Origin of the sequence: Desulfolutivibrio sp., assembly GCF_036584575.1 — a bacterium.
Taxonomy (GTDB): Bacteria; Desulfobacterota; Desulfovibrionia; order Desulfovibrionales; family Desulfovibrionaceae; genus Desulfolutivibrio.
Genome location: NZ_JAZHDB010000025.1, coordinates 1 through 24,617 on the forward strand (window position 1 = coordinate 1; position 24,617 = coordinate 24,617).

At 66.8% G+C, this 24,617-nt stretch carries 18 protein-coding genes, 1 tRNA gene and 1 other RNA gene; 7 read left to right on the plus strand and 13 right to left on the minus strand.

The genetic code is table 11. From position 1 onward, the window contains the following. Positions 1-7: 7 nt before the first annotated feature. From V3572_RS01890 to V3572_RS01910, 5 genes are all read right to left on the minus strand, one after another. A complete protein-coding gene (locus V3572_RS01890; RefSeq protein WP_332109277.1) occupies positions 8-3,850 on the minus strand; it encodes a DEAD/DEAH box helicase in 3,843 nt (1,280 codons plus the stop codon). Between the two features lie 12 nt (positions 3,851-3,862). Continuing rightward, the gene (pdxA, locus tag V3572_RS01895; protein WP_332109278.1) at positions 3,863-4,867 is read right to left on the minus strand and encodes a 4-hydroxythreonine-4-phosphate dehydrogenase PdxA; all 1,005 of its coding nucleotides are present in this window, start codon (positions 4,865-4,867) and stop codon (positions 3,863-3,865) included. 53 nt (positions 4,868-4,920) lie between these two features. Beyond that, entirely contained in the window at positions 4,921-6,876 is a 1,956-nt protein-coding gene (gene glgB / locus V3572_RS01900) for a 1,4-alpha-glucan branching protein GlgB (protein ID WP_332109279.1), read from the minus strand. Positions 6,877-6,885: 9 nt separating this feature from the next. Then, on the minus strand, positions 6,886-8,343 hold the full coding sequence (gene glgA, locus V3572_RS01905) for a glycogen synthase GlgA (protein WP_332109280.1): 1,458 nt from the start codon (positions 8,341-8,343) through the stop codon (positions 6,886-6,888). An 84-nt stretch (positions 8,344-8,427) separates the two neighbouring features. Continuing rightward, positions 8,428-8,895 (minus strand): NUDIX hydrolase, encoded by a 468-nt coding sequence (locus tag V3572_RS01910; protein ID WP_332109281.1) that lies wholly within the window; start codon positions 8,893-8,895, stop codon positions 8,428-8,430. A 101-nt stretch (positions 8,896-8,996) separates the two neighbouring features. Here V3572_RS01910 and V3572_RS01915 point away from each other — a divergent pair, with 101 nt between their 5' ends. Further along, entirely contained in the window at positions 8,997-10,133 is a 1,137-nt protein-coding gene (locus tag V3572_RS01915; RefSeq protein WP_332109282.1) for a glycosyltransferase family 9 protein, read from the plus strand. Between the two features lie 72 nt (positions 10,134-10,205). Here V3572_RS01915 and V3572_RS01920 read toward each other — a convergent pair whose 3' ends face one another. The 3 genes from V3572_RS01920 to V3572_RS01930 form a co-directional block, all read right to left on the minus strand. Further along, positions 10,206-10,868, minus strand: a complete 663-nt coding sequence (locus V3572_RS01920; RefSeq protein WP_332109283.1) for a flavodoxin family protein — start codon at positions 10,866-10,868, stop codon at positions 10,206-10,208. A 61-nt stretch (positions 10,869-10,929) separates the two neighbouring features. After that, on the minus strand, positions 10,930-11,712 hold the full coding sequence (locus tag V3572_RS01925; protein WP_332109284.1) for a substrate-binding domain-containing protein: 783 nt from the start codon (positions 11,710-11,712) through the stop codon (positions 10,930-10,932). 39 nt (positions 11,713-11,751) lie between these two features. Beyond that, positions 11,752-12,417: an L-threonylcarbamoyladenylate synthase gene (locus tag V3572_RS01930; RefSeq protein WP_332109285.1), complete on the minus strand. Its 666-nt coding sequence runs from the start codon at positions 12,415-12,417 to the stop codon at positions 11,752-11,754. A 161-nt stretch (positions 12,418-12,578) separates the two neighbouring features. Between V3572_RS01930 and V3572_RS01935 the strand changes: the two genes are divergently transcribed. Continuing rightward, on the plus strand, positions 12,579-14,276 hold the full coding sequence (locus V3572_RS01935; protein WP_332109286.1) for a glycosyltransferase family 2 protein: 1,698 nt from the start codon (positions 12,579-12,581) through the stop codon (positions 14,274-14,276). A gap of 129 nt (positions 14,277-14,405) precedes the next feature. Here the strand turns inward: V3572_RS01935 and V3572_RS01940 are convergent, their stop codons facing one another. From V3572_RS01940 to V3572_RS01950, 3 genes are all read right to left on the minus strand, one after another. Continuing rightward, the gene (locus V3572_RS01940) at positions 14,406-14,696 is read right to left on the minus strand and encodes a type II toxin-antitoxin system RelE family toxin (protein ID WP_332109287.1); all 291 of its coding nucleotides are present in this window, start codon (positions 14,694-14,696) and stop codon (positions 14,406-14,408) included. Beyond that, positions 14,662-14,889 (minus strand): type II toxin-antitoxin system RelB family antitoxin, encoded by a 228-nt coding sequence (relB, locus tag V3572_RS01945; protein WP_332109288.1) that lies wholly within the window; start codon positions 14,887-14,889, stop codon positions 14,662-14,664. Before relB ends, V3572_RS01940 begins: the two co-directional genes overlap by 35 nt. 160 nt (positions 14,890-15,049) lie before the next feature. Then, a complete protein-coding gene (locus tag V3572_RS01950) occupies positions 15,050-15,943 on the minus strand; it encodes a DMT family transporter (protein ID WP_332109289.1) in 894 nt (297 codons plus the stop codon). A gap of 286 nt (positions 15,944-16,229) precedes the next feature. Here V3572_RS01950 and V3572_RS01955 point away from each other — a divergent pair, with 286 nt between their 5' ends. After that, complete coding sequence (locus tag V3572_RS01955; RefSeq protein WP_332109290.1) at positions 16,230-17,396, plus strand: pyridoxal phosphate-dependent aminotransferase; 1,167 nt, start codon at positions 16,230-16,232, stop codon at positions 17,394-17,396. Positions 17,397-17,480: 84 nt separating this feature from the next. Then, positions 17,481-19,556, plus strand: coding sequence for a thioredoxin domain-containing protein (locus V3572_RS01960; RefSeq protein WP_332109291.1), 2,076 nt, complete (start codon positions 17,481-17,483; stop codon positions 19,554-19,556). A 133-nt stretch (positions 19,557-19,689) separates the two neighbouring features. Here V3572_RS01960 and V3572_RS01965 read toward each other — a convergent pair whose 3' ends face one another. Continuing rightward, positions 19,690-20,808, minus strand: a complete 1,119-nt coding sequence (locus V3572_RS01965; RefSeq protein ID WP_332109292.1) for a metal-dependent hydrolase — start codon at positions 20,806-20,808, stop codon at positions 19,690-19,692. Between the two features lie 432 nt (positions 20,809-21,240). On the opposite strand from V3572_RS01965, the gene V3572_RS01970 reads away from it, so the two are divergent. From V3572_RS01970 to ffs, 3 genes are all read left to right on the plus strand, one after another. Further along, complete coding sequence (locus V3572_RS01970; protein ID WP_332109293.1) at positions 21,241-22,635, plus strand: glutamate decarboxylase; 1,395 nt, start codon at positions 21,241-21,243, stop codon at positions 22,633-22,635. Between the two features lie 274 nt (positions 22,636-22,909). Further along, a tRNA-Ser gene (locus V3572_RS01975) sits at positions 22,910-22,999 on the plus strand. 9 nt (positions 23,000-23,008) lie between these two features. Beyond that, positions 23,009-23,102: signal recognition particle sRNA small type (gene ffs, locus V3572_RS01980), an RNA gene on the plus strand. 262 nt (positions 23,103-23,364) lie between these two features. Here the strand turns inward: ffs and lysA are convergent. Beyond that, a complete protein-coding gene (gene lysA, locus V3572_RS01985; RefSeq protein WP_332109294.1) occupies positions 23,365-24,615 on the minus strand; it encodes a diaminopimelate decarboxylase in 1,251 nt (416 codons plus the stop codon). Positions 24,616-24,617: the final 2 nt, after the last annotated feature.

Below are 24,617 nucleotides of genomic sequence, written 5' to 3' on the forward strand. Positions count from 1 at the left end.
TTGGTGGTCACCGACTTAAGCCGCGACGTGTCCTGGGGCTTTTACATCGCCCAGCCCCGGCGCCGCCGCCGGACAGGTCCGGAAGCCGAAAATCGTGGTGCAGGCCGTGGCGCAGGGCCTCGAAGGCGTCGTTTTCCACCTCGCCGCGCCACACCGCCGCCCACAGTGTGGCGGCCAATTCCCCCGGACGCAGGCCCGAACGGCGCAGCAGCGCGGAAAAATCATAGGCGGCCAGAGGGTCGGGAAAAAGCGCCTCCAGTCCCCCGGGCCCTTCCCCCGTCGCTTCTCCGGGCGCCTCCCCGGGCGCCTCCCCGGGCCTGTCCCGGCCGTCCTGCGCCGCAAGCAGGTCGAAATCGCCGGGAAAGGCGAAGCTCACGCGCTCCGGGCCGCTTCCCCGCCACGACAGGCCCCCGTGCCGCAACACCTCGTCCAGGACCGCCGGGGCATATCCGGCCATCCTGGCAGGCAGCACCTCGGCCTCCCACAGGCTGGCGGGCAGGGACAGGCAGGTCAGCCGCCGCAGCCGCTCGAAAAGGGCCTCGGCGGACTCGCCCCGGGGCGAAACCCCCTGGATGGCGGCCAGAAAGGGCGTCAGCCGGGACAAGGGCACGGTCGGCGCCCGGGGGGCGGCCAGGGATCGGCCAAGACGCAACAGGCGTTCGAAATTGGCCGTGTCGCACACATCCCCGCTGCCGCCGCCGGAGACCAGCCTTCCGGCCACCAGCGAACCGTCCCGCACCAGGGCGGACAGCATGGCCTGGCCGCGTTCGGGAGTAAGCCCCAGGGTGTGGGAGGCGAAATCCGGGTCCACGGGGCCGTAAAACCGCAGCCACTCGGCCAGCACCTCCACGGCCGCCTCATCTGGATCGGGCGAATCTGGCGCATTGGGCGCATCGGGCGGCCCGTCCAGAATCCGCGCCGCGCGCAGCCGGGGCAGATTCTCCACGGCGACGACCAGCATCCCGGCCTGGGGGCCGGGCCCAGGCAAGGCGACGCGCACCAGCCTGTCCGCCAGCGAATCTTCCAGGTCGGCCAGGGCAGGCCCGTGATCCCGGGACATGGCCCGAAAAAGCGCCTGCCATTCGGCCAGGGGGATGGCCAGCCGCTCCACGGCATGCTGCAAAAGTTCCTCGCCGCTCCCCGGGGAATGGCCCGGGGCCGTGCGCCGCAAAAGCTCCCCCAGCCGCGCGGCCGCCTCGGGAGAGGCCAGGGGCCGCAGCGCCGCATCGGCCGCCGCCTCGGCCACCAGATCCGGGGAGACGCCCGTGGCCGCAGGGGAGCCGGACTGGTCCCCGGCGTACATGAACCCGGCCACCACCCGCCAGACCATGTCCCGGGCCAGGGGGCTTTGCAGCACGGTGCGGCATTCGGTCCAGGCGATCTGGCCGCTTTGCAGGCCCGCCAGCACCCGTACCAGCCCGGGCACGTCGAAACGCTCGGTCAGGCAGGTCCGCCAGGCCTCGATGACCAGGGGGAAATCGGCAAGATCCCTGACCGCCGCAAAAAGCTTCTGGGACGCAAGGCGGGTGACCCAAAGCGGCATGCGCCTGCCGATCTTCGACCGGCCAAGCACCAGGGAGCGCCAAGCCGCCTCGCGAAAGGCCGCGCCGAACTCCTGGGAACCCTCCAGCCTGCGCCGCAAAAGCCCTTCCACCCCGGCCGGGGACACCAGGGAAAAAATCCCCGCTGCGTCCATGTCGCCCGGTTCGTCGGGACAGACAAGGGCCACGCCCTCATTGGCGGCGTGGCTGCGCACCTCCTGCCCGAGCCTGTCGGCAAAGGCCGCCTCCAGAACCAGGGCCATGGTCCGGTTGATGCGAAGCCCGAACGGCATGTGCAGGATGGTCTGCCGTCCGGGCCCGCCGCCCGGGCCCGTGGCCGTGTGCTCCACCACGATGTGCCCCTGGTGCGGCAGGCAGGCCCGGGTTGCCGTGCGCTGGGCCGCCAGGGCCTCGGCCAGCACCCGGGCGGCATGGGGCTCCAGATGATAGTCCCGGGCCAGATCGGCCAGAAAACCCGGATCGTGTGCGCCAACCCCGCGCCCCAGGCGCTCTTCGGCCCACTGGAAAAACTCCCCTGCCCGGGACGCGAAATGGGCGTCCCAACCCCGCTGGTCGCCATGCCAAAAGGGCGGGGCCGCCGAAGCGGCCGAGGCCGGGGACACGATCACCTCGGCCGGGGTGATGCGCTCGATGCGCCAGCCCTGGCCGCCCGCGGCAAAGACCTGCCCCAGCCTGGCCTCGAACACGAATTCCTCGTCCAGCTCGGCCACCACCCCCCGGGCCGAGCCCTCCCCGGCCACCCGGGCCGTGTACGTCCCCCGATCCGGGATCACCCCGCCCGAGGCGTAAATGGCCAGCGCCGCCCCGGGCCGGGCGCGCACCGTGCCCGCCACCCGGTCATGGAACACCTTGGCCGCCAACTCCCGTGGCCGGGACTCGCCGTAGCGCCCGGCCAGCATGGAAAGCACCAGGTCGAACTGGCGGCGCGGCAGATCGTGGTAGGGGGCGGCGCAGCGCACCTGGGCGAACAGCCGGTCCACGGGCACGGCCTCGTGCGCGGTCATGGACAAAAGCGTCTGGGCCAGCACGTCCAGGGGACGCATGACCACGGACACCTCCTCGATGTCGCCTGCGGCCACGGCCCGGGCCATGACCCCGGCCAGGGCCGTCTCCAACTCGGACAGCGGGAAGAATATTCCCCGGCGCGTCGCGCCCACCCGGTGCCCCGAACGGCCCACGCGCTGCACGGCGGCGGAGATGCTCGGCGGGGTCTGGATCAGGGCCACCGCGTCCAGATCGCCCACGTCGATGCCAAGCTCCAAGGAGCCCGTGGCCACCACGCCGCGCAGCGTCCCGGCCTTGAGGCGTTTTTCCACGGCCCGGCGCACCTCCCGGGACAGGGAGCCGTGGTGGGGATAGACCAGGGGCGGATCGGCCTCGGCGTTGATCAGCCTGGCCACTTTCTCGCACAACCGGCGGCTGTCGATGAAAAAGGCCGTGGTCCGGTTGGCGAAAAGCATCTCCCGCCAGGCCGCGACATAGGGCGCGTAGAAATCCCCCGGGGTGCGCTCCCCGGTGCGTTCGGGAACCCGTACCGTCACCGCCAGCGGCTTGGCCGCCGCGCCCCGGACCACGGACACGGGGCGCGGGACATGCCCCATGGCCTCCGAACCTTCCGGGACGCCTGGGCCGCCCGTCAGCCGGTAACCGCCCACGAACCGGGCCAGAACCTCCTCGGGCCTGACCGTGGCCGACAGGGCCACCCGCTGAAATTCCCCGCACAAATGCGCCAGCCGCTCCACGCCAAGGCTTACAAGCGTCCCCCGCCGGTTTCCGGCCACGGCGTGGATCTCGTCCAGGATCACCAGCCGCACGCCGCCGAGCATGGCCCGACCGCCAAGGGAGGTGAGCAACAGATGCAGGCTTTCCGGGGTGGTGACCAGGATCTCGGGGGGACGGCGGAGCATGGACCGCCGCTGGGGCTGGAGGGTGTCGCCGCTGCGGGTCATGACCCGGATCTCGGGGACGGCCCGTCCGGCGGCCTGGAACCGGCGGCGCAGGTCCGCAAGCGGCCCGGCCAGGTTCTCGCGCACGTCCGCGCCAAGGGCCTTAAGCGGCGAAACGTACAGCGCCCGCAGCCCGCCCGTCGGCATCCCGCCGGTCAACAGGGCGTTTATGACGTGCAGGAAGGCGGCCAGGGTCTTGCCGCTGCCGGTCTCCGCCGACACCAGCACATGCTCGCCCCGGGCCACCCGCTCCCAGGTTTCGGCCTGCACGGCCGTGGGCGTCCCCAGCCGCTCCCGGAACCAGGCCGCGACCAGGGGGTCGAACAGGTCGAGGGATGACATGACGGCGGCCGATTACTCGGCGGCCAGAAGCGTCCAAGCCAACTCCACCGCCGCCCGGAAACTGCCCAGGTCGGCCTTGCCCGTGCCTACAAGCCCGAACCCCGTGCCGTGACCCACGGAGGTGCGGATGAAGGGAAGACCCAGCGTCACGTTGACGCATTCGTGGAAGTGCAGAAGCTTCAGCGGGCCAAGGCCCTGGTCGTGGTACATGGCCAGCACGGCGGAGAATTCGCCCGAGGCGGCCCGGAAAAAGACCGTGTCCGCCGGAAGCGGCCCCACGGCGTCGATGCCCTCGCTCCGGGCCTCGGCCATGGCCGGTTCCACCACCTCGATCTCCTCCCGGCCAAGCAGCCCGCCCTCCCCGGCATGGGGATTGACCCCGCACACCGCGATGGGGCTTTCAAGGCCCAGGGCGTTGACGAAGCCGTGGGTCAGGCGCAGGCAGGTCAGGATGCGTTCACGGGTGATGAGGTCCGGAACCTGCCGCAGCGGGGGATGGGTGGTGACCAGGCTGACCCGCAGGCGCGGCCCGCACAGGTGCATGCACACTCCTTCGGGGCCGACTCCGGCCCGCTCGGCCAAAAACTCGGTATGCCCCGGGAAGGCGAAACCGGCCCGGTTGAGCGCCATCTTGCTCAAGGGGCCGGTCACGATGGCCCCGGCCAGACGCCCCATGAGCAGGTCGCAGGCAACGTCCAGGGACACCCCGGCGGCCAGTCCGCCGCTGACGTTTTCCACCCCCGGCAGGACGGCCATGCCCTCCAGCCGCTCGGGCACGTACAGGTACACCCCGGCGTCCCGGGAGGCTGCCTGTTGCGGGGCGGCCAGCCGCTCCCAGAACCGTCCCCCGCCCAGGCGGGCCACATGCCAGGAAAGGGCCGTTTCCGGCCCGATAAGCAGATAGCGGATGTCTTCGGGGCTGGCGCCTTCCAAAAAGTGGCGACACACCAGTTCCGGACCCAGGCCGTTGGAATCGCCCAGGGTGATGAGCACGGTCTTCATGCGGGCTCGCTCCATGGCAAAATACTCCTTGTGCCCACACAAGCGGGATGCGTCACAGGAAAAAGGGTCTAGGACGCCGCGCCCGGGTCCGGTTGCGGGACGCATTCCGGGGTCAGGGCCACGGCGGCCAGGGGCGGCAGGGTCAGTTCCAGATAATTTGGCCAGCCGCCAAGGGCCGAGGGCCGGGCCTGCACGCCTCCGGCATTGCCCACGTTGGAGCCGCCGAAACAGGCGGCGTCGGTATTAAACAATTCCCGCCAATATCCCGGCACGCGGCAGCCCACGCAGTACTTTTCCCGGACCACGGGGGTGAAGTTGAACACCCACAGGATCTGGGCGCCGTCCGGGGCCTTGCGCAGAAAGGAGATGACCGAAGAGGCGTAGTCCGTCAAATCCACCCATTCAAAGCCTGTCCAGTCGTTGTCGCGCACGTGCATGGCCGGAGTGCGGCGATAGAAGGCGTTGAGGTCGCGCACCAGGGCCATGATCCCCTGGTGGGTGGAAAAATCCAGGAGCGCCCAATCCAGGGGCTCCCGGGAGCTCCATTCCCGCCACTGCCCGAACTCGCCGCCCATGAACAAAAGCTTCTTGCCGGGATGGGCCCACATGTAGGCGTAGAAAAGCCGCAGATTGGCGAACATCCGCCACATGTCCCCGGGCATCTTGGACAAAAGCGCCCCTTTGCCGTGGGTCACCTCGTCGTGGGACAGGGGCAGGATGAAGTTTTCGTGGAAGGCGTAGAGCATGGAGAAGGTCAGGTTGTTCTGGTGGTGGGAGCGGTGGATGGGCTCCTTGGCGAAATAGGACAAGGTGTCGTTCATCCAGCCCATGTTCCACTTGAAGGTGAACCCCAGCCCCCCGGCGTAGACCGGCCGGGACACCCCGGGCCAGGAGGTGGATTCCTCGGCGATGACCGCCGCGCCCGGGAAATGCTCATGCACCACGGTATTGAGGTCGCGCAGAAACTCGATGGCCGCGATGTTCTCCTTGCCGCCGAATTCGTTGGGCGCCCACTCCCCGTCCTGACGGGAATAGTCCAGGTAGAGCATGGAGGCCACGGCGTCGATGCGCAGGCCGTCGATGTGGAATTCCTTGAACCAGTAGAGGGCGTTGGCCAACAGGAAATTCCTTGCCTCGTGCCGGGCGAAATTGAAGATGTAGGTGCCCCAGTCCGGGTGCTCGCCCTGGCGGGGGTCTTCGTGTTCGTAGAGCCCGGTGCCGTCGAAGCGGCCAAGACCCCAGGCGTCCTTGGGGAAATGCCCGGGCACCCAGTCCAGGATGACGCCTACGCCCCGGGCGTGGCAGGCGTCGATGAAGTATTTCAGATCCTCGGGCTGGCCGAAGCGGGAGGTGGGGGCGAAATAATGCCCGGTCTGGTAGCCCCAGGACTCGTCCAGGGGATGCTCGGCCAGGGGCATGAACTCGATGTGGGTGAACCCCAGGTCGGCCACATAGGGCAAGAGGGTTTCGGCCAGTTCCCGATAGGAATAAAACGAGCCGTACTGGTCGGTCTTGAAACGCCAGGAACCGGCATGGACCTCGTAGATGGACACGGCCTCGTTGATGGGCAGGCCCCGCTCCCGGCGGGCCTGCATCCAGGCCGCGTCCTCCCAGGCGTGGTTGTCCAGATCCCAGGTCAGGCAGGCCGTCTCGGGCCGGAACTGGGCGAAAAAGGCGTAAGGGTCGGCCTTGAGCGCCATGTCCCCGCCATGCTGGCGCACGGCGAACTTGTACAGCGCCCCGCGCGGCACGCCGGGAACAAATCCGGCCCACACCCCCGAGGCGGCCACGGGATACAGCTTGTGGCGGCCCGGGGCCCAGTCGTTGAAATCCCCGGCCACGCTCACGGCCCGGGCATGGGGGGCCCAGACGGCGAAGCGATAGCCTTCATGTCCGTCGCGGACATCGGGATGCGCCCCAAGCACGCGGTAGAGATCGAAGTGACGGCCTTTGCCGAACAGATACAGGTCGAATTCAGCGATGTTTACCGGACTCGACGCCACATGGGAAAGATCGACAGTCATGGCCGGTCCTCATAGGTCCGCCCCCAGTTCCCGGTAGACCTGGATGTAGGCCTTGGCCGCCTTCTCCCAGGAGAAGTCGGCGCGCATGGCCCGCACGACCATCTCCCGCCACTCGTCTGGGCGGGAATAGACGTCGATGGCGTTTTGGATGGCCGCATAAAACAGGTCCGGGTCGGCGGCGGCAAAGGTGAAGCCCGTGGCGGCCGGATCGGGCCAGGGGACGATGGTGTCCCGAAGCCCGCCAACGGCCGTGGCCACAGGCGGAGTGCCGAATCGAAGGGCGTAGATCTGGGTCAGGCCGCAGGGCTCGTAGCGCGAGGGCATGAGAAAGATGTCCGACGCGGCCTGGATGCGGTGGGCCAGATCCTCGGTGTAGCCGATGCGCACCCCGAGCCGACCGGGATAGCGCTCCACCATGTCCATGAGCTTGGCCTCGAATTCGAGATTGCCCTCGCCAAGGACCACCACGCCGATGTCCTGCTCCATGAGCCTGGGCAGGATGTCGAGGAGCAAGTCTATGCCCTTCTGGCGGCGCAACCGGCCGATGAATCCGAGCACGGGCCGCTTGGCCAGCTTCTTTTTCATGCCCAACTCGGCCAGGAGGTTGCGTTTGCACAACTCCTTGCCCGCCAGCTCCTCCGGGTTGTAGGTGCAGGGCAGATACTTGTCCCCCGAGGGATCCCACACGGTGTAGTCCGCGCCGTTTAAGATGCCGCGCAGATTGAAGACCCGCTTGGTGAGGATGCCCTCCAGGCCGCAACCGCACTGCCGGAACAAAATCTCCAGGGCATAGGAGGGGCTGACGGTGGTCACCAGATCGCTGTAGGCGATGCCGGCTTTGAGCAGATTGAAGTCGCCCCAGTATTCCGCGCCGTCCATGGTCCAGGCCTCGGGCGGCAGGCCCGACCCGAAAAAGAGCCGGGAGGCGAAGCGGCCCTGGAAGGCCAGGTTGTGGATGGTCAGGATGGTCTTGGTATTGCGCCAGAACGGGGCCTCGGGCCGTAAAAAATGCAGATAGGCCGGAACCAGGGCGGCCTGCCAGTCGTGAGCGTGGACGATGGCCGGAGCCCCGTCCAGGCGGCTGGCCCAGGCCAGGGTGGCCCGGCAGAAAAAGATGAAGCGTTCGCAGTTGTCGAAATAGTCGCCGTCGTGAGTGTTGTAGTAGTAGCGGCGGTCGAAATATTCCCCGCGTTGCACGAAATAGACCGGGACGTCCTCGTGCGTGGCGGTATAGATGTCGGCGGTGACGGGCGCCCAGGGGTAGCCCACGCGGCATTTGGAGTAGACCAGCCGCAGTTGGTGGTCGCCGGTGTTCAGGCGGCCGTAATAGGGAGAGATCAGCGCCACGTCCACGCCCTGGCGCTTGAGTTCCACGGGCAGGGAGCCCATGACGTCGCCCAGACCGCCGGTCTTGGAGAAGGGATACATCTCCGAGGCGACAAACAACACCTTGTGGTTAAACTTCATCACATTCCCCGAAATGGCCTGCGACCATGCGTCCTCATCCCTTTTATCCTTCGCATCATGCCGGTCCCGTGACAAGGCCGAAAATCATCTGGGACGCGGATTGTATTTTCGATACAACCGGGCGTAGTCTTCAAGGATGCGGCCGTGGTCGAAGGCCAGGGGCTCGGGCAGCCCGGAGAGGGGAAAGACCTCCGCGTCCCCGGCGTCGTCGCCTGCGGCCAGTTCGTCCGGGTCCAGGCATTGGGCCGTGAAGACCACGCTTATGGTGTGTTGCCGCGTGTCGCGCCGGGGGTCGGAGTAGACCCCGAGAAGCCCGGTCAGTTCCACCGTGAGCCCGGTTTCTTCCTTGGCCTCGCGGATGGCGGCGGCCTCCACGGTTTCGCCGTAATCCACGAAGCCGCCGGGCAGCGCCCAGCCGGGCGGATCGTTTTTTCGCTTGACGAGCACCACCCCGCGCCCGGGAATATGGATCAGGGCGTCCACGGTGGGCACGGGATTTACGTAATGCACCACGGGTTGGCCGCAGTGGGGGCAAGGCTTGGTCAAGGGCATGCCGTCTCCCTGGCCGACTCCTCTGGCGCCCCCGGCGGGGCTTGCGGGGCAACCGGCCAAAAACCTTCATTTTCCTTTTTTCAAAGTTACGCCAAACGGATATGACTGACAAGAATGATTTCGGCCGCATCGTTTTCGAGCACAACGGGGCCCTGGGCGACATGCTGGCGGCCTGGCCTGCGGCGCTCAGCCTTTTTGCGCATTTTCGCACGGCATCGCATTTTTTCCGCACCCGCCCGGGCCATGCCCCCTTTTTTGCGGCCCTTGGCTCGGTCCCTTGCCCTTCTCTGCTCTGCCGTGAATTGGACGCCCTGTACGGCGCCCCCGGCTGGCCTGTGGCCCTGGCCGACACCCTGGTGGTCCGCCCGGGGCTTTTCCGGCGGCCGGACGTCCCGGACGATCCGCGTTTCCTGTTTCTGCCCGGGGTGGTTCCGGGCCGCTTCGACCCGCCCCGCGACCTCTACCGCGAGGCGCTGGCCGGTCTGGGCATCCCCTGGCGCGACGACTGGCTGGCCGTCTTCCGGGATCGCTTCGAAGGCCGCACGCCCTCGGCAGCGGCTTTGGGCCGGGCTACAGCCATCGCCTCGCATGCGCCCAACGGGCTCATCGGGGCCATCGGGCTGTCCGACCCGGCCAGTACGGCCGGCCTGGCCGACACGGCTGGCACGGCTGGCATGGCTGGTACGGCTGGTACGGCTGGTACGGAAAAACAAGGCCCGCCCGCCGTGCTCCTGTTCCCTGGCGCGGGACACGTCAAAAAGACCTGGCCCATGGCGCATTTTCTGCTTCTGGCCGGGATGCTGGCGAAGTCCGGTCTCAAACCGGTCTTCATGCTGGGACCGGCCGAGCTCGAACGTGGCGTGGCGTGCGGGCCGTGGCCGAGCCTTGCCCCGGAAAACCTCATGGACCTCATGGCGGCCATGCGCCAGGCCCGGGCCGTTCTCGGCCCGGACTGCGGCCCCATGCACCTGGCGGGCCTGCTCGGCGTCCCCGGGGTGTCGATTTTCGGGCCGACCTCGCCCCGGCAATGGGGACCGCCGGGCATGGCCGTGGTGACGGCGGACATGCCGTGCAGCCCGTGCGTGACGGTCACCTCCGGGGAGTTCGCGCCGGAGTGCCCCGTGCCGCCGCCGTGTCTGGCCGATGTCAGCGTGGAGCGGGCGTATGCGGCCCTGAAGAAGTCGGGGCTGCCGCCCCGAACCCCGCCCGGGGAAAATCATTTCCCCCGGACCCCCTGATCCCGGACAAGCGCAAATCCCGCCGCCATCAACGCCTCGGCCGTCACCGCTCCCCGCCGCGCCACGGCCGCCTCAGGGCCAGCCGCGGGCTTCCCAATAGGCGTACTGGTTGCGCCACACGTCCTTGGCGGCCCGGATCTTGGCCTGGAATTCATGACGGTTTTTCTCGATGTCCTTGCGCTGGTCGAAAAAGGAACGCTTGTCGCGGATGTCCGCATAAAGGGCCTTGCCCAGCGCCAGGGCGGTCTGTTCCGCCGCATCCACGGCCTGCGGCCCCTGGGTCACCACCGCGCCCACCGTGCCGGTGACGTAGGCCCCGAAATCCAGGAAATTCATGGACAGGTAGCGGGTGATGACCGTGTCGTCGCGGCCGCCCGTGGCCGCCGCGCAACAGTATTTGCCGTCGAAGGACTGCAGATGGATCACGTCGGCCATGCGGTCGATCAGGGCCTTCATCTGGGCCCTGACGCAGAAGGAATAGTTGGGCGAGCCCCAGACCATGCCGTCGGCGGCCAGCATCTTGTCCAGGAGCCCCTGATAGTCGTCCTTGAAAAAACACGACCCCGTATCGAAACACTTGCGGCAGCCGATGCAGAATTCGATTTTAAGCCTGCACAGGTCCACGAATTCCACCTCGGCGCCGCAGGAGGCCGCGCCGTCCAGAACCCCCTGGACCAGCCGCCGGGTCTGGCTCTTTTTGCCGTTGGGGCTGGCGCAGATGCCCAGAATCTTCATATCGCCCTCCGCAGGGGTGGCCCCGGTCGGATGACCCGGCCCGCCATGGTTGTGAAGCGGATCACTCCCAGCCGTGTTTCTGAAAGATGCGCCGGGCCGCGTCCGTGCCCAGAAAATCCAGAAAGGCCCCGGCATCATGCGGACGCTGGGTGCGCCGGGTCAGGGCCACGGGCGTACCGCGAAGCCCCTCGGGGCCGTCGATGGGCACAAACTCCTCCCCGCCGGTCAGGCGCACGAACCAGGACCGGTAGGTCACCCAGGCGTCCAGTTCGGGATGCGCCGTCCAGGCCGCAAATCCCTCCTCGCCGGAGGTCACGTGGCGACCGACGTTTTTTGTCCCGCCCGGCGCGTCGCCGCGAAAGGCCTCCATGTTCTCCAGGCCCACGTCCAGAATGGATATCCCCGGCCGCGACAGGTCCGCCGTCCCCCGGACGCCCTTGGGATTTCCCCGGCGCACGATGATCCCGATGCGGCGGGGAAAAAGCTGGCGCACGGTCGCCGCATCCACCACCCCGGGATAGTCCAGGATGAAATCCTCCATCATGTACGGCGCGCCGCCGTAATACACGTCGCCATCCGTGGCCACGCGTTCGGCGATCTGGTCCGGCTGCCCCTTCACCACCTGGGCCGGGATAAAAAATTCCCGGGAAAAGGCCTCGGCGCATTCGCGCATGGGCAGATACGGCCCGCCGGGACCATAGATGCGAAGCGGCGGCCCGGCGTCGTCTGTGGTTTTCATCTCGGCAAACATCGCCCATCCTCCCAAAAGAGCCACCGCCAGGGCCAGGACGATCAGCTTCGCCCGGGGCGCGGGTTGCGGTGGGAACTGTTTTTGTTCGTCCATACGTGATGTTCCGGAATGCCTCTTTCCCGATTGGAAAAATTACGACCGGGGCGGCGGCACAGTCAAGACAAAACCCGCCGCAGCCAGGGCCTCGACCGAAACGACCCCCGGCCTGACCACGGTCAACCGGCCGCCGCCGCCTGGCACGGCCACGGTGGAGGCCGGGCCTCCGGCGGGCTCGGGGGAACCGATGACCACGGCGTCGACCAGGGCGCACACCGTGGGATCCAGTTCCTGGGAACTGGCGGCCGGGGGATAGCCGCTTATGTTGGCGCTGGTGGCGCTCAGGGGAGAGGCGGCCAGGCGGCACAGGGCGGCGGCCACGGGATGGGGCGTCACCCGGATGGAGGTGCGGCCCTGGGCGTCTTTCACCAATGGCGACAGATCCTCCCGGGTGGGCACGACCAGCGACAGCGGCCCGGGCCAAAAAAGCCCGGCCAAATGCAAAAAATCAGCGAAGGCGGCCGTGCCCACGAAATCGGGGTGCAGCACGCCGCGCACCTGGGCCACGTCCGCCGCCAGAAGCGGCAGGGGCTTGTCCGTCGGACGGCCCTTGATGCCCGCCACCCGAGCCAGGGCGGCCGGTTCGGCAGCCGCCGCGCCCAGGGCGAAATAGGTTTCCGTCGGATAGATGCACACCCCGCCAAGGCGCAGGGCGTCGCCCGCCGCCTCGGGGCTCGCCACCGGAAACAGGCCGCGATTCATGCCAGTTCTCCCTGCCAGCCCGGTCCTTCTTTACAAACAGCCGGGCATCGGCCACACCATCCCAAAAAACATGCGCCTCGCCCCCCACGCCCAACGCCGGGGACGACGCCACAACGCCTTTTCCTCTAGCACCATCGGCCCTGACGGGCAAAGGCCGCCCCATGACCGCTTCCGTTTCCGCGCCGTCCCTGCCCCCGCTGCCCGAACTGCCGCCGGACATCCTGTCCCGGCTGGCGGCGGCCATGCCCGTGTGGGCGGTGTCCTCGGAACACGCCGGGGTGCGGCTGTCCATGGCCCGGTCGCTTTTATCCCGAAAGCCTCTGGACCGGGGGTTGGCCCATGCCGTGGCCGGGTCGCTCTTCTGGGCCTGGCAGGAAGACCCGCTGGACACGCTGGTCACGGCGGCGCTTCTGGAACTGGACGCCGCCATGCCCTTTCTGCCCGCCCCGGCCCGGGCCCTGGCCAAAGCCCTTTCGCCCCGGCTGGCGGTCCCGGCCGATCCCCACCTGTGGGAGGCCGTGGCGGCCTGCGGCGACGCGGACATGGCCCGGGTCTACCTGGACAAGGCCACGGCCGACCCGGCCCACGGGCTTTTCCGGTTGCGCAAGGCCTTTGGGGCGCTCATCGATGCCGGGGACATGGGCCGGATGGTGCGGGTGCTGGCGGGGTCGCCGGTACGCGATTTCCCGCCGCTTCTGGAACGGCTGTGCGCCGAGGCGGCCTTTTTTTGCGAATCGCCGGACAAATCCTTGCGGCGGCTTTTCCGGCTGTCGCGGGAGTTGTGGGGGCACTACGCCGACGCCCTGTCCGCCGCGCTCCTGGTCCGGGAGGGCGACGCCGACGCGGCCCTGGGCCTTCTGGCCCCGCTTGGCAGGGCCATGCCCTGGCATGTGAACCTGACGCTCGTGCGGCGCGACCTGGCCTGCGGCCCACGGCCCGCCGGGCCGCCGACGCCTGAGGGCATCCGTCCTGGCGAGGCGGCGGTTTTGCTCTACACCTGGAACAAGGCCGAGTTTATACGCGACACCCTGGAAAACCTGGCCCGCACCCGGCTTGGCCCCACGCCGGTGATCGTCCTGGACAACGGCTCCACCGACGACACCCCGAAGGTGCTCGCCCAGGCCGCCGCGCACTTTGCGCCGGGGCAGTTCTCGACGGTGACCCTGCCGGTCAACGTGGGCGCGCCTGCGGCCCGCAACTGGCTTTTGTCCCTGCCTGCGGTGCGCTGCGCCCGATATGCGGCCTTTGTGGACGACGACGCCCGGCCGCCTCAGGACTGGCTGGCGCTCCTCTTGGACGCGGCCCGGGCCAACCCCCAGGCCGGGGCCGTGGGCTGCGCCGTGGCGGACATCCCCGCGCCGCACCGCATGCAGTCGGCGGATTACCACCTGTTGCCGCCAGAAACCGGCCAGAGCCTTCTGGCCGAAGCGCCGGAACGCATCTTCGTCATGGACACCTGCGCCGGAAAACTCGATTTCGGGATGTACCGCTACCGGCGTCCGGCCCTGTCCGTGTCGGGCTGCTGCCACCTGATCTCGAACGCGGCGGTGCGCACCGCCGGGGCCTTCGACATCCGGTTCACACCCACCCAGTTCGACGACCTGGAGCGGGACATACGCTCCTGGCTGGCGGGGTTTCCGGCTGTCTACGAAGGGCGCTGCGTGGTGCATCACGTGCAGACCTCGAGCCTGGCCCGGGCCAGGACCACGGCCCAGTCGGCGCATGTAGCGGGCAACAAGCTCAAGCTTGAGGGCGCGCTGGCGCACGCCGACATCGGCAGGCTGTGCAGCGAAAATTATGCCGTGTTGTGGGAGGATTTGCAGGCGAAGGCGGCGGAGCTTGAGGAGGCGCGGGGGTGATGACGACGCAGCAAAGTCAATAGTGCGCCGGACTCTCTAGGCCTCGGTCGAGAAGATGAATGCGGTCTGACTGCTACCAAGCTAGGAGTGACGCTGTCAGATGAATGTTATCTTTGTACAGCACGTGTTTTAATGACCTCCGTAGACCTTCCTGCGATGGCCGATCCGAAGCACCACCACAAGCACCTTTTCTTCCGCGATTTCGACTATTATCCGGTAATCCCCGACGCGGTATTTCCAAAGCCCCGACAAGTTACGTCGTAATGGTTCCCCAAAAACACGGGGATTTTCGCTTATCGCAATGCGTTCACGAAGGAACCTCCGGATTCGTTCCTGTACTTGGCGGTCGAGATGGGCAAACTCCTTCTTGGCCTCCGCTTCGAACTCAATTTTCCAAGCCAAGTTCTTGCTCCACTTCATCGAGAGAATAGGTGCGGCTTCTGCCTGCCCTCAAATCCTCAAGGCGTCTCTCGGCAAGATACATATCCTCAAGGTCGTCAAGGTATCCCATGACGGCCTCCCGGATGTAAAATGCCTTGGATCGACCCGTTGTTGCGGCCAACGCATTAAGCCGCTTTTCGGCATCTTCCGGCAATCTGACGGATGTCGGCATGGCTCCTCCTTTTTTGAATACATGTATTCAGACCGAAACGCCCCGTCAAGGGCCTGGTTCTTTTCCTTCCCCAAAAAACGCGCCTTTCCGGCTCCGTTTCAGGCGTACATCCCGAAACGAGTTCCCGGAGATTGGCCAGCCCTTCGACCTAGCTCTCACTTCAAACGACCCCGCCCCGCTTGACCTCCCTATAGCGCCGCGCCAGCACCACGTTGGGCAGGATCACCCCGGCCAGGATGCAGCCCGTCCCCGCCGCCTGCGGCAGGCTGACCGCCTCGCCCAGGACAAGCCCGGACAAAACCACCGTCACCACCAGCTCCAGCGACGAAAAGATCGCGGCGTAGGCGCTGCCGATGCGCGCCACCCCGGCATACAGAAGCGGCATGGACATGGCCGTGGGCACGATTCCGGCCAAAAGCGCGAAGGTCATCTGGCGCGGCGTATAGTCGAGCACCGCCCCCGGCCCCCGCATGGACGCAAAGATCACCGCCGCCACCACGAAGATGCACAGGGTGAACTCCATGGGGTTGTCGTTTTTTAAAAACCGCTGCAACACCATGAGGTTGACCGAAAAGACCAGCATGGCCCCCACCGAGGCCGCGATCCCCGGAAGCGGCGCTGCGGCCCGGAAGGCGTCGAAGGACACGAAGACGCTCCCCGCCAGCACCAACAAAAGCGCCGCCACGAACTCCCGGCCGCCCCGGAACCCGAAAAAGATGCGCGACAAGACGGCCACGGCCAGGGGATAAAAATACAGGATCAACGAGTTGGTGGCCGCCGGGATGTACGTCAGCGCCGTGACAAAAAGAAATGTCTGGGAGCAGTTGAAGACCGGGGCCACGACCGCCGCCCGGAGCATGGTCCGCCTTGGGATATGCAGCCGCCCCCGGTTCTTGATGAGCAGGATCACGGCCACGATCCCGGCCGCCACCGAGAACCGGCACATGAGCAAATCCAACGGCGTGAGCCCGGCCGCCATGCCCGACTTGAAGATGATCGGCCCCACGCCGTAACACACGGCCGACCCCAGCACGAAAAGCACCCCGCGCAGCATCGCAGCGCTCCTTGCCGGGCCATGGAAGCATCTTGACGGCCCGGGGCCACGGGCATACCCAAGGCCACCCGGCCAGGCAAGCCCGGACACGCCGACACGGCCGTTCCAATCGGCCACGGCAAGCGACAACGCCTCGAACCCGTTACGGGATTCCAAAGGGCGCACGCCCTTTGGCCGCCGGAGGCTTCCCCCCCCAAACCTATGATGTGTACCTGGGCGGGCATACGCACACATTCGCCTTTGGCCGCCGGAGGCTTCTCCCCCCCAACCCTATAAGGACACCGCCATGCCCGCTTCCGCTCCCCGCTTCAGCCGCCGCGCCGGACGCATCAAGATTTCCGCCACCAAGCTCATGCCCATGCTCGCCGCCGAGGCGGGCGGCTGCGTGTCGCTGGGGCAGGGCGTGCCGTCTTTCGCCACCCCGGGCTTCGTGGCCGACGCGGTCTGTGACGCCCTTCGCCGCGACCCGGCGGCCGGGAAGTATTCCCTGCAACCGGGCCTTCCGGCGCTTCGCCGAGCCGTGGCTGGGCTTTTCGCCCGGGAAAAGGGTCTGACGGCCGACCCGGACGGCGAGATCCTCATCTCGGTCGGGGCCATGGAGGCGCTTCTGGCGGCCATGCTGGTGCTGGTGGACGAGGGCGACGAGGTCATCGTGCCCGCGCCGTATTATCCCTCCCATGTGGAGCAGGTGCTTCTCTCCGGCGGCCGTCCGGTCTTTGCGCCGCTTCGCTCCGATTTCAGCCTGGACCCCGGGGCCGTGGCCCGGGCCGTGACCGACAAGACCCGGGCCGTCATCGTCACCTCGCCGCACAACCCGACCGGCGCGGTCTTCGCCGAGGCCGACCTGCGGGCCGTGGCCGAAATCGCCATAGCCCGCAATCTCACCGTGATCTGCGACGACACCTACGACAGCCTGTCCTACGACGCCCCGGCCACAAGTCTGGCCATGTTTCCCGAGCTTCGCGAGCACATCGTGGCCGTGGGCAGCTTCTCCAAGAGGTACGCGCTGACGGGCTGGCGGGTGGGCTACGCGTTTGCCCCGCGGCCCATCATGGATCAGATGCTCAAGGTCCACGACTGCGCCGCCATCTGCGCCCCCATGCCCGGCCAGATCGCGGCCCTGGCCGCCCTTACCGGTCCCCAGGACGTCTTCGCCGGGTTCGCCACGGCGCTTTGCGCGCGCCGCGACCTGGCCTGCCGTCGCCTTGACGCCCTGTCCGGGCATCTCTCCTACGTGCGCCCGGCCGGGGCTTTTTACATCATGGCCCGCTACCAGGGCGACACGCCGCCCATGGACATGGCCGTGCGGCTTATCCGCGAGGCGCAGGTCATCACCATCCCGGGCGACGCCTTCGGCCCCGGCGGCGAGCAGTCGCTTCGCCTGTCGTTTGGGGCCGACGAGGCGGAACTGACCGAGGCCTTCGACCGCCTGGACCGATTCTTCGGAAAATAGTTCTCCATAGACGGGCGTTTCCCCGGCTACTCCTTGCTCATTAGTGTCTTGTGCTTACCTCCAAAAGACACCCAAGGAGAACACATGGCCGCCGCAAACCGTCTCGCCGCCGAAAAAAGCCCCTACCTGCGCCAGCACGCCGAAAACCCCGTGGACTGGTATCCCTGGGGAGATGCGGCCTTTGCCAAGGCCTTGGCCGAGGACAAGCCCGTATTTTTGTCCATCGGCTATTCCACCTGCCACTGGTGCCACGTCATGGCGCACGAGTCCTTCGAGGACGCCGAGGTGGCGAAGGCCCTGGCCGACGGGTTCGTGGCCGTCAAGGTGGACCGCGAGGAGCGCCCGGACCTGGACGCGGTGTACATGGCCGCCTGCCAGGCCCTGACCGGCCGGGGCGGCTGGCCGTTGACCATCATCGCCTTCCCGGACGGACGTCCCTTTTTCGCCGGGACCTACCTGCCCAAGGCCGGCGCGCCCGGCCGTCCCGGGCTCCTGGACATCCTGGCCGCCGCCAGACAGGCCTGGGACACCCGTCGCGGCGAACTGGAAAGCGCCACAGGCCGCATCCTGGACCATCTACGCGAGAGCGCCGCCACCCAGGGCGACATCCCCGGCCCGGACATCTTCAAAACCGCCCTGGACCAACTCAGCCGCAGCTTCGACGCCGCACGCGGCGGGTTCGGCCCGGCCCCCAAGTTTCCCTCGCCGCACATCCTGCTTTTTCTCCTGGACCAGGCGGCGCGTACCGGCGACCCGGCCCCCCGGGCCATGGCCGAACGCACCCTGACGGCCATGGCCCTGGGCGGCATCCACGACCACATCGGCCACGGCTACCACCGCTATTCCACGGACGCCGACTGGCTCGTGCCGCATTTCGAAAAGATGCTCTCCGACCAATCCATGCTGCTCCTGGCCCATGCCGAAACGGCCCATGCCGCGCCGAACGACGCCTCCCGGGCCTTCCACCGCCAGGCCGCCCTTGATCTGGCGAGCTACATGGACCGCGCCCTGTCCGCCCCGGACGGCGGCTTTTTCACGGCCGAGGACGCCGATTCCGAAGGCGTGGAGGGAAAATTCTACGTCTGGACGGCAGATGAAATACGCGCCGTCCTGCCGGAGGCCGACGCAGCATTTTTCATGGACCTTTACGGATTCGCCGAGGACGGCAATTTCCACGACGAGTCGACCCGGCGAAAAACCGGGGCCAACATCCCGCACCTGACCCAGCCCGTCCGGCAATGGGCCGCCGTCCGGGGCCTGGACCCGCAGGCCGTGGCCGACCGGGCCGAGGCCATCCGGCAGCGGCTTTTCGCCGTGCGCGAGCTGCGCGTGCATCCAAGCCGCGACGAAAAGATCCTGGCCGACACCAACGGGCTGGCCATCGCCGCCCTGGCCCGGGCCGCCCGGCGACTCGAGCAGCCCAGGCTGGCCGAACGCGCCGTCAAAGCCGTCCGGTTTGTCCTGTCCGCCATGCGCGACGGCAAAGGCCGCCTGCTGCACCGCTTCTGCGACGGCCAGGCCGCCGTGCCCGGGTTTCTCGACGACTACGCCTTCCTGGCCTGGGGGCTCTTCGAGCTGCACCAGGCCACCCTGGACCCCGTCCACCTGGACGCCGCCCTGGCCCTGGCGGACATCCTGGCCGCCCGGTTCGCCGACGCAACACGCGGCGGATTTTTTCTCACTGCCGACGACGCCGAGTCCCTGGCGCTTCGGCCCAAGGAGCTTTTCGACGCCGCCGTGCCCTCGGGCAACGCCGTGGCCCTTTACGTCCTGACCGCCCTGGGTCGCCTGGCCCATCGCCCGGACCTGGAAGACGCGGCCCGCACGGTCATCCCGGCCCTGGCCCCCCTGGCCGCCGACTATCCCATGGGATTTACGCACTTCCTGTCCGCCCTGGCCTTCGCCACCGGCCCGGACGCCCTGGCCACGGTCACCGGCGACCCGGACGCACCGGACACACAGGCCTTCCTGGCGGCCCTGCGCCGGGCAGGCACGCCGGGACTGCTCGTCAACCTCGTGCCGGGCGCCGAACCGGCAAAGGTCAGCCTGTGCCGCGACCGGACCTGCCTGCCGCCCGTGGGGAGCGTGAAAGAGTTGGAGGGGATATGGGGAGAAAAAACAAGTGGGGGCGCCGCCCCCACGCCCCCGGCAGGGGCCTAAGGCCCCTGCACCCCGTGTATCGCGTCGGGCTTGTCCCGGAACGTGGAACGTTCCGGGACAAGCCCGACGGGGGATGGACGGGGGGGAATGGAAGGGGGGAGATGAAAGAGGCGGTATGTCTTATGCCTGGGCGCTACGGCGTGGGAGAAACCGGGAAAACAGGCTCGGACTGGCCGCCCCGGTTGAAAAACACCTGCTCCGGCCGCCCCGCCGCGTCAAGTTCCACCCGCACGGAGAAGCTCGGACGATCAGGGTTGCGCCAGGCCTCGGGCAGAATCGGGCTCGTGCCCAGAAACCGCATGTCGGAGAAGATCAAGATGCGGGGAGGTGCGGATATCTTGGGGGATGGGTCGCCCAGCGTCGCGGCCTGCCCGGCCTGGGCCGCAGAAATGAGGCCGTCGCCTGCACGGAGAGCGGCCGGGGCCGTCGTAACGGTCGGGCCTGCGGCGACGCTGACGGTCGGAAATTCCGCGAACCAGCCGTAGGTGGCCAGGATCGGGGCCTCCCGGCCCAGCCGCCGCAGTTCCTCGCGGTCAGCTTTTGTGCGCACAGCCACATCGGGTCCGCCGGAGGGATCGAACAGGCTGGCCCCGCGCACCCGGTAGCTCTCGCCGTCGTCCACCACCACCTTCCAGAAAAAGGGGCTTAGGGCGTCCGTGGTCACATGGGCCACGGCCTTTGGCAGGCCCTCGGCCGCCAGGCGCTTCTCCTGGGCCGCCGCCACGATCTCCCGCAGCCCCAGGCTGGCCGCCGGATAGAAAAAGAGCCAGACCAGGGCCAGGGCGGCCACGGCCTTTGCCCGGGGCTTCATGAATAAGCCCAGAATCACGGCCACCAACATCACCCCGGTATAGATGGGATCGACAATGAAAACCGCCGGAAGCCCGATACGCGCGTCGGAAAAGGGCAGAAAAATCTGCGTGCCGTAGGTGGTGATGACGTCCAGGAAATCGTGCAGCAGGATGCAGCCAAAGGCCAGGGCAAAGACTTTGGCGAAAGACGCCGCCCGGGACAGGGGCCGAAAGGCGGCGGTCAAAAGGACGGCCATGGCCGCCCCGCCGAGAATCGAATGGGTCAGGCCCCGGTGGTGACGCATGTAGGCCTCGGGGCCCAGATAGGTCACGAAGTTGTCCAGGTCCGGAATCCAGGCGCAAAGGGCCGTGAAAAAAAGCAGCCATTTGCCGCGCGGGAACCGGTCGCGCACGGCTTGGCCGACCAGAATGCCGCTGGCCACATGGGTTACGGGGTCCATGGGGTACTCCTGATGAGGCGGATGAGGGACACGCGGGCAGCACGCCGACGCGGCTTGTGGGAAAGCATATAATGCCCCACTGAGCCTTGTCACCCACCCTACGGCGATCTCCCCAGGCGGGCCGCTGACCTTTCGCCGGGCAAACCCTGGTGACCGTGCTCAGAGTGTGCTAGAAATCAGGAGGGCTTCCAGGGCCAAGGAAGGGGTGATAAAAAAATACCGCCAAGCCATTCCCGAAAAGCATGTTCCTGGCCGCCGCCATCAGACTGCGCAACCCCCGCCCCGACCTGCCGCGCGTCGTAAATGCTCGCAAGAAACCATCCTGGCGTCAATTCGGCAAGCAATCTTCACAGGTTGAAAACATAAAAAACGCCAAAGGACAACCGTATCTGGATTTCATTCATTCGAAATCTGTAAAGAAGGAGCCTTTACATGGCCTTGCATAAGAGGGAAACGATCAGGGATGATCTGCTCGACGATGTCTACGCCTCAAGCGATCTGTCGGTGCGCATGCCAAAATACCGATTCCCAGAAAAGGAAATCGACCCCAGGCACGCCTACCAGATCGTGCATGACGAGCTCATGCTCGACGGCAACTCCCGCCAGAACTTGGCCACCTTTTGCCAGACATGGGTTGATCCCGAAGTGCATACGCTCATGGATGAATGCCTCGACAAAAACATGATCGACAAGGACGAGTATCCGCAAACCGCCGAACTCGAAGAACGCTGCGTACACATGCTGGCCGACCTGTGGCGCTCCCCCGAGGCCTCCAACACCATTGGCTGCTCAACCACCGGATCGAGCGAGGCGGCCATGCTCGGGGCCCTGGCCATGAAATGGCGCTGGCGGGCCGCCCGCAAGGCGGCTAGGAGGCCAACCGATACGCCCAATCTGGTCTGCGGCCCGGTGCAGATCTGCTGGCACAAGTTCGCTCGTTACTTTGACGTGGAGCTGCGGGAAATTCCCATGCAACGGGACCGGCTGATTATGAGTCCTGAGGAGGCCGTGGCCCGTTGCGACGAGAACACCATCGGGGTCGTACCCACCCTGGGCGTGACGTATACCTGCCAGTACGAGCCGGTGGCCGAGGTGTGCGCGGCCCTCGACAAACTCCAAGCCGACACCGGCCTCGACATCCCGGTGCATGTCGACGGCGCCAGCGGCGGCTTTCTCGCCCCCTTCTGCCAGCCCGACCTGATCTGGGACTTCCGCTTGCCTCGCGTCAAATCCATCAACGCCTCGGGGCACAAGTTCGGGCTGTCGCCGCTTGGCGTCGGCTGGGTGATCTGGCGTGACGCCAAAGAACTGCCCGAGGATTTGATCTTCAAGGTGAACTACCTGGGCGGCGACATGCCGACCTTCGCGCTCAACTTCTCCCGCCCGGGCGGCCAGATCGTGGCCCAGTACTACAACTTCCTGCGTCTGGGCCGGGAAGGCTACCGCAAGATCCAGGATGCCTGCTACCGGACGGCCGCCTACCTGGGCGAGGCGCTGCACGGTATTCCCTGCTTCGACGTCATCTACGACGGCCGGGGCGGCATTCCGGCCGTGACCTGGAGCCTCAAGGAAAACGCCGCTGCGGGCTTCAACCTCTACGACCTCTCCGACCGGCTGCGATCACGCGGCTGGCAGGCGCCGGCCTATTCCATGCCCGCCAATCGGCAGGATCTCGTGGTCATGCGCGCCCTTGTGCGGCACGGTTTCAGCCGCGACCTGGCCGATCTGTTCATGGGCGACCTCCGGCGCTGCCTGGAACACTTCGCCCAAAACCCCATGTCTCATTCCCTCTCGGCCGAAACCGGCTCAGGATTCAGCCACACGTAAACCTTTGCGGGAAAAATGCCGGGCCGCAGGCTTTCAAAAAAACCTGCGGCTGTTTCCCCTTGCCGGGCAGCCTCCGGGTTTGCGCCGAAGGAGAAAGCGAAATGGGCAGATGTTTCCCCTTGCGCGGGCAGCCTCCTCTTCATGAAAAACAACTGTCTCTCGGAAAGACCGCCAAGGCCAAGATAACACCCGGTCAAAGCACGCCGCCGGGCGCGACATCGCCGAACATTTCGCTTGCCTTTTTTTGGAGGCGCGTCTAGGGTTTTGAGCTTTCGGAGAGGTGCCCGAGCGGCCGAAGGGGCACGACTGGAAATCGTGTGTACTTTTACCGGTACCGAGGGTTCGAATCCCTCCCTCTCCGCCATATGACAACGACGGAAGCCGGGCGGCGGCGACGCCGCCAACCCCGTCAGGTCCGAAAGGAAGCAGCGGTAACGGTTGTTGCCGGGTGTCCGGTTTCCATCAAAGGCGCGAGGAGCGATCCCCGCGCCTTTTTTTATGGCGTATCCCAAACGTCCTGCCCGGGGGGCCAAAGGCTACGGAAATCACGGGCAGTCTGCGGCCATGCCGCGCCGGAAGCGAAAAATCTTGGGGCTATCCGCCAGGCGACCTGGCCCCCGCTTTGAACGCAAGACCCCTGTTCCGAAAAACCGGGGCCTTGTCCTTCGTCCGGCAGCGGCAACAAAACCGCTTCGTGACGCGTCAGGGGAATCCGAAAACCGACGGACGCTATTCGATGCATTCGCGCTCAAGCGCGATCAAATCCTCGTAGGTCTCGCGTTTTCTGGCCACCACCGCCACGTCGCCGTCCACCAGGATCTCGGCCGCGCGCGGCCGGGAATTGTAGTTGGAGGACATGGTGAACCCGTAGGCCCCGGCCGAGAACACGGCCAGCAGTTCGCCGGGTTCGATTTCCGGAAGTTCGCGCCCCCGGGCCAGAAAGTCGCTGGATTCGCAGATGGGGCCCACCACATCCACGTTTTTCTCCGGCCGTCCGTGTTTTTTGACCTCGCCGATGGCGTGGTAGGAATCGTACAGGGCCGGGCGCACCAGATCGTTCATGGCCGCGTCCACGATGACGAAATCCTTGCTCGGCGTGCTTTTGGTATACGTGGCCTCGGTGACCAGGATGCCTGCGTTGCCCACGATGACCCGGCCGGGTTCGAGGATGAGCGTCATGGGATGGTTCTCCAGGGCGGCGGTCAGGGCCTCGCCGAACTGGGCCGGATGCGGCGGCTCCTCCTCATTGTAGGTGATGCCCAGGCCGCCCCCCAGATCGAGATAGCGCAGCGGCACGCCCCGGGCCATGAGCCTGTCCCCGAAGGTCACGATCTTGTCCAGGGCCTCCAGGAAGGGTTCGATGCTGGTGAGTTGGGAGCCGATGTGGCAGTCGATGCCCACGGGTTCGATGCCGGGCAGATCCATGGCCCGCTCGTAGGCCCGAAGCGAATTGTCCATGTCCAGGCCGAACTTGTTTTTCTTCATGCCCGTGGAGATGTAGGGATGGGTCTTGGGGTCCACGTCGGGATTGATGCGCAGGGCGATGTGCGCGGTTTTTCCCATGCGCGAGGCGATGGCGCTGATGCGGTCCAGTTCCCCCATGGACTCCACATTGAACATGAGGATGCCCGTCGCCAGGGCCTGCTCGATCTCCGTGGGGCGCTTGCCCACCCCGGAATAGACGATCTTTTGCGGGTCCACTCCGGCGGACAGGGCCCGGTGCAGTTCCCCGCCGGAGACGATGTCCATGCCCGCGCCGCATTCGGCCAATAGCCCCAGCACGCACAGGTTGGAGTTGGCCTTGACCGAATAGCAGGTCAGGTGCGGCAGGCCGGCGAAGGCCGAGTCGAAGGCCTGGAAATGGCGGCGCAGGGTGGCCGCGCTGTAGATGTACAGCGGCGTGCCGTGGCGTGCGGCCAGCTCGGCCACCGGGATGTTCTCGGCGAAAAGCTCACCCTGCCGGTAGGTGAAATGATTCATGA

Coding starts and splice junctions, on each gene's coding strand:
- V3572_RS01890 (WP_332109277.1), bottom strand. CDS start 3,850: ATGTCATCCCTCGACCTGTTCGACCCCCTGGTCGCGGCCTGGTTCCGG.
- pdxA (WP_332109278.1), bottom strand. CDS start 4,867: ATGGAGCGAGCCCGCATGAAGACCGTGCTCATCACCCTGGGCGATTCC.
- glgB (WP_332109279.1), bottom strand. CDS start 6,876: ATGACTGTCGATCTTTCCCATGTGGCGTCGAGTCCGGTAAACATCGCT.
- glgA (WP_332109280.1), bottom strand. CDS start 8,343: ATGAAGTTTAACCACAAGGTGTTGTTTGTCGCCTCGGAGATGTATCCC.
- V3572_RS01910 (WP_332109281.1), bottom strand. CDS start 8,895: ATGCCCTTGACCAAGCCTTGCCCCCACTGCGGCCAACCCGTGGTGCAT.
- V3572_RS01915 (WP_332109282.1), top strand. CDS start 8,997: ATGACTGACAAGAATGATTTCGGCCGCATCGTTTTCGAGCACAACGGG.
- V3572_RS01920 (WP_332109283.1), bottom strand. CDS start 10,868: ATGAAGATTCTGGGCATCTGCGCCAGCCCCAACGGCAAAAAGAGCCAG.
- V3572_RS01925 (WP_332109284.1), bottom strand. CDS start 11,712: ATGGACGAACAAAAACAGTTCCCACCGCAACCCGCGCCCCGGGCGAAG.
- V3572_RS01930 (WP_332109285.1), bottom strand. CDS start 12,417: ATGAATCGCGGCCTGTTTCCGGTGGCGAGCCCCGAGGCGGCGGGCGAC.
- V3572_RS01935 (WP_332109286.1), top strand. CDS start 12,579: ATGACCGCTTCCGTTTCCGCGCCGTCCCTGCCCCCGCTGCCCGAACTG.
- V3572_RS01940 (WP_332109287.1), bottom strand. CDS start 14,696: ATGAAGTGGAGCAAGAACTTGGCTTGGAAAATTGAGTTCGAAGCGGAG.
- relB (WP_332109288.1), bottom strand. CDS start 14,889: ATGCCGACATCCGTCAGATTGCCGGAAGATGCCGAAAAGCGGCTTAAT.
- V3572_RS01950 (WP_332109289.1), bottom strand. CDS start 15,943: ATGCTGCGCGGGGTGCTTTTCGTGCTGGGGTCGGCCGTGTGTTACGGC.
- V3572_RS01955 (WP_332109290.1), top strand. CDS start 16,230: ATGCCCGCTTCCGCTCCCCGCTTCAGCCGCCGCGCCGGACGCATCAAG.
- V3572_RS01960 (WP_332109291.1), top strand. CDS start 17,481: ATGGCCGCCGCAAACCGTCTCGCCGCCGAAAAAAGCCCCTACCTGCGC.
- V3572_RS01965 (WP_332109292.1), bottom strand. CDS start 20,808: ATGGACCCCGTAACCCATGTGGCCAGCGGCATTCTGGTCGGCCAAGCC.
- V3572_RS01970 (WP_332109293.1), top strand. CDS start 21,241: ATGGCCTTGCATAAGAGGGAAACGATCAGGGATGATCTGCTCGACGAT.
- lysA (WP_332109294.1), bottom strand. CDS start 24,615: ATGAATCATTTCACCTACCGGCAGGGTGAGCTTTTCGCCGAGAACATC.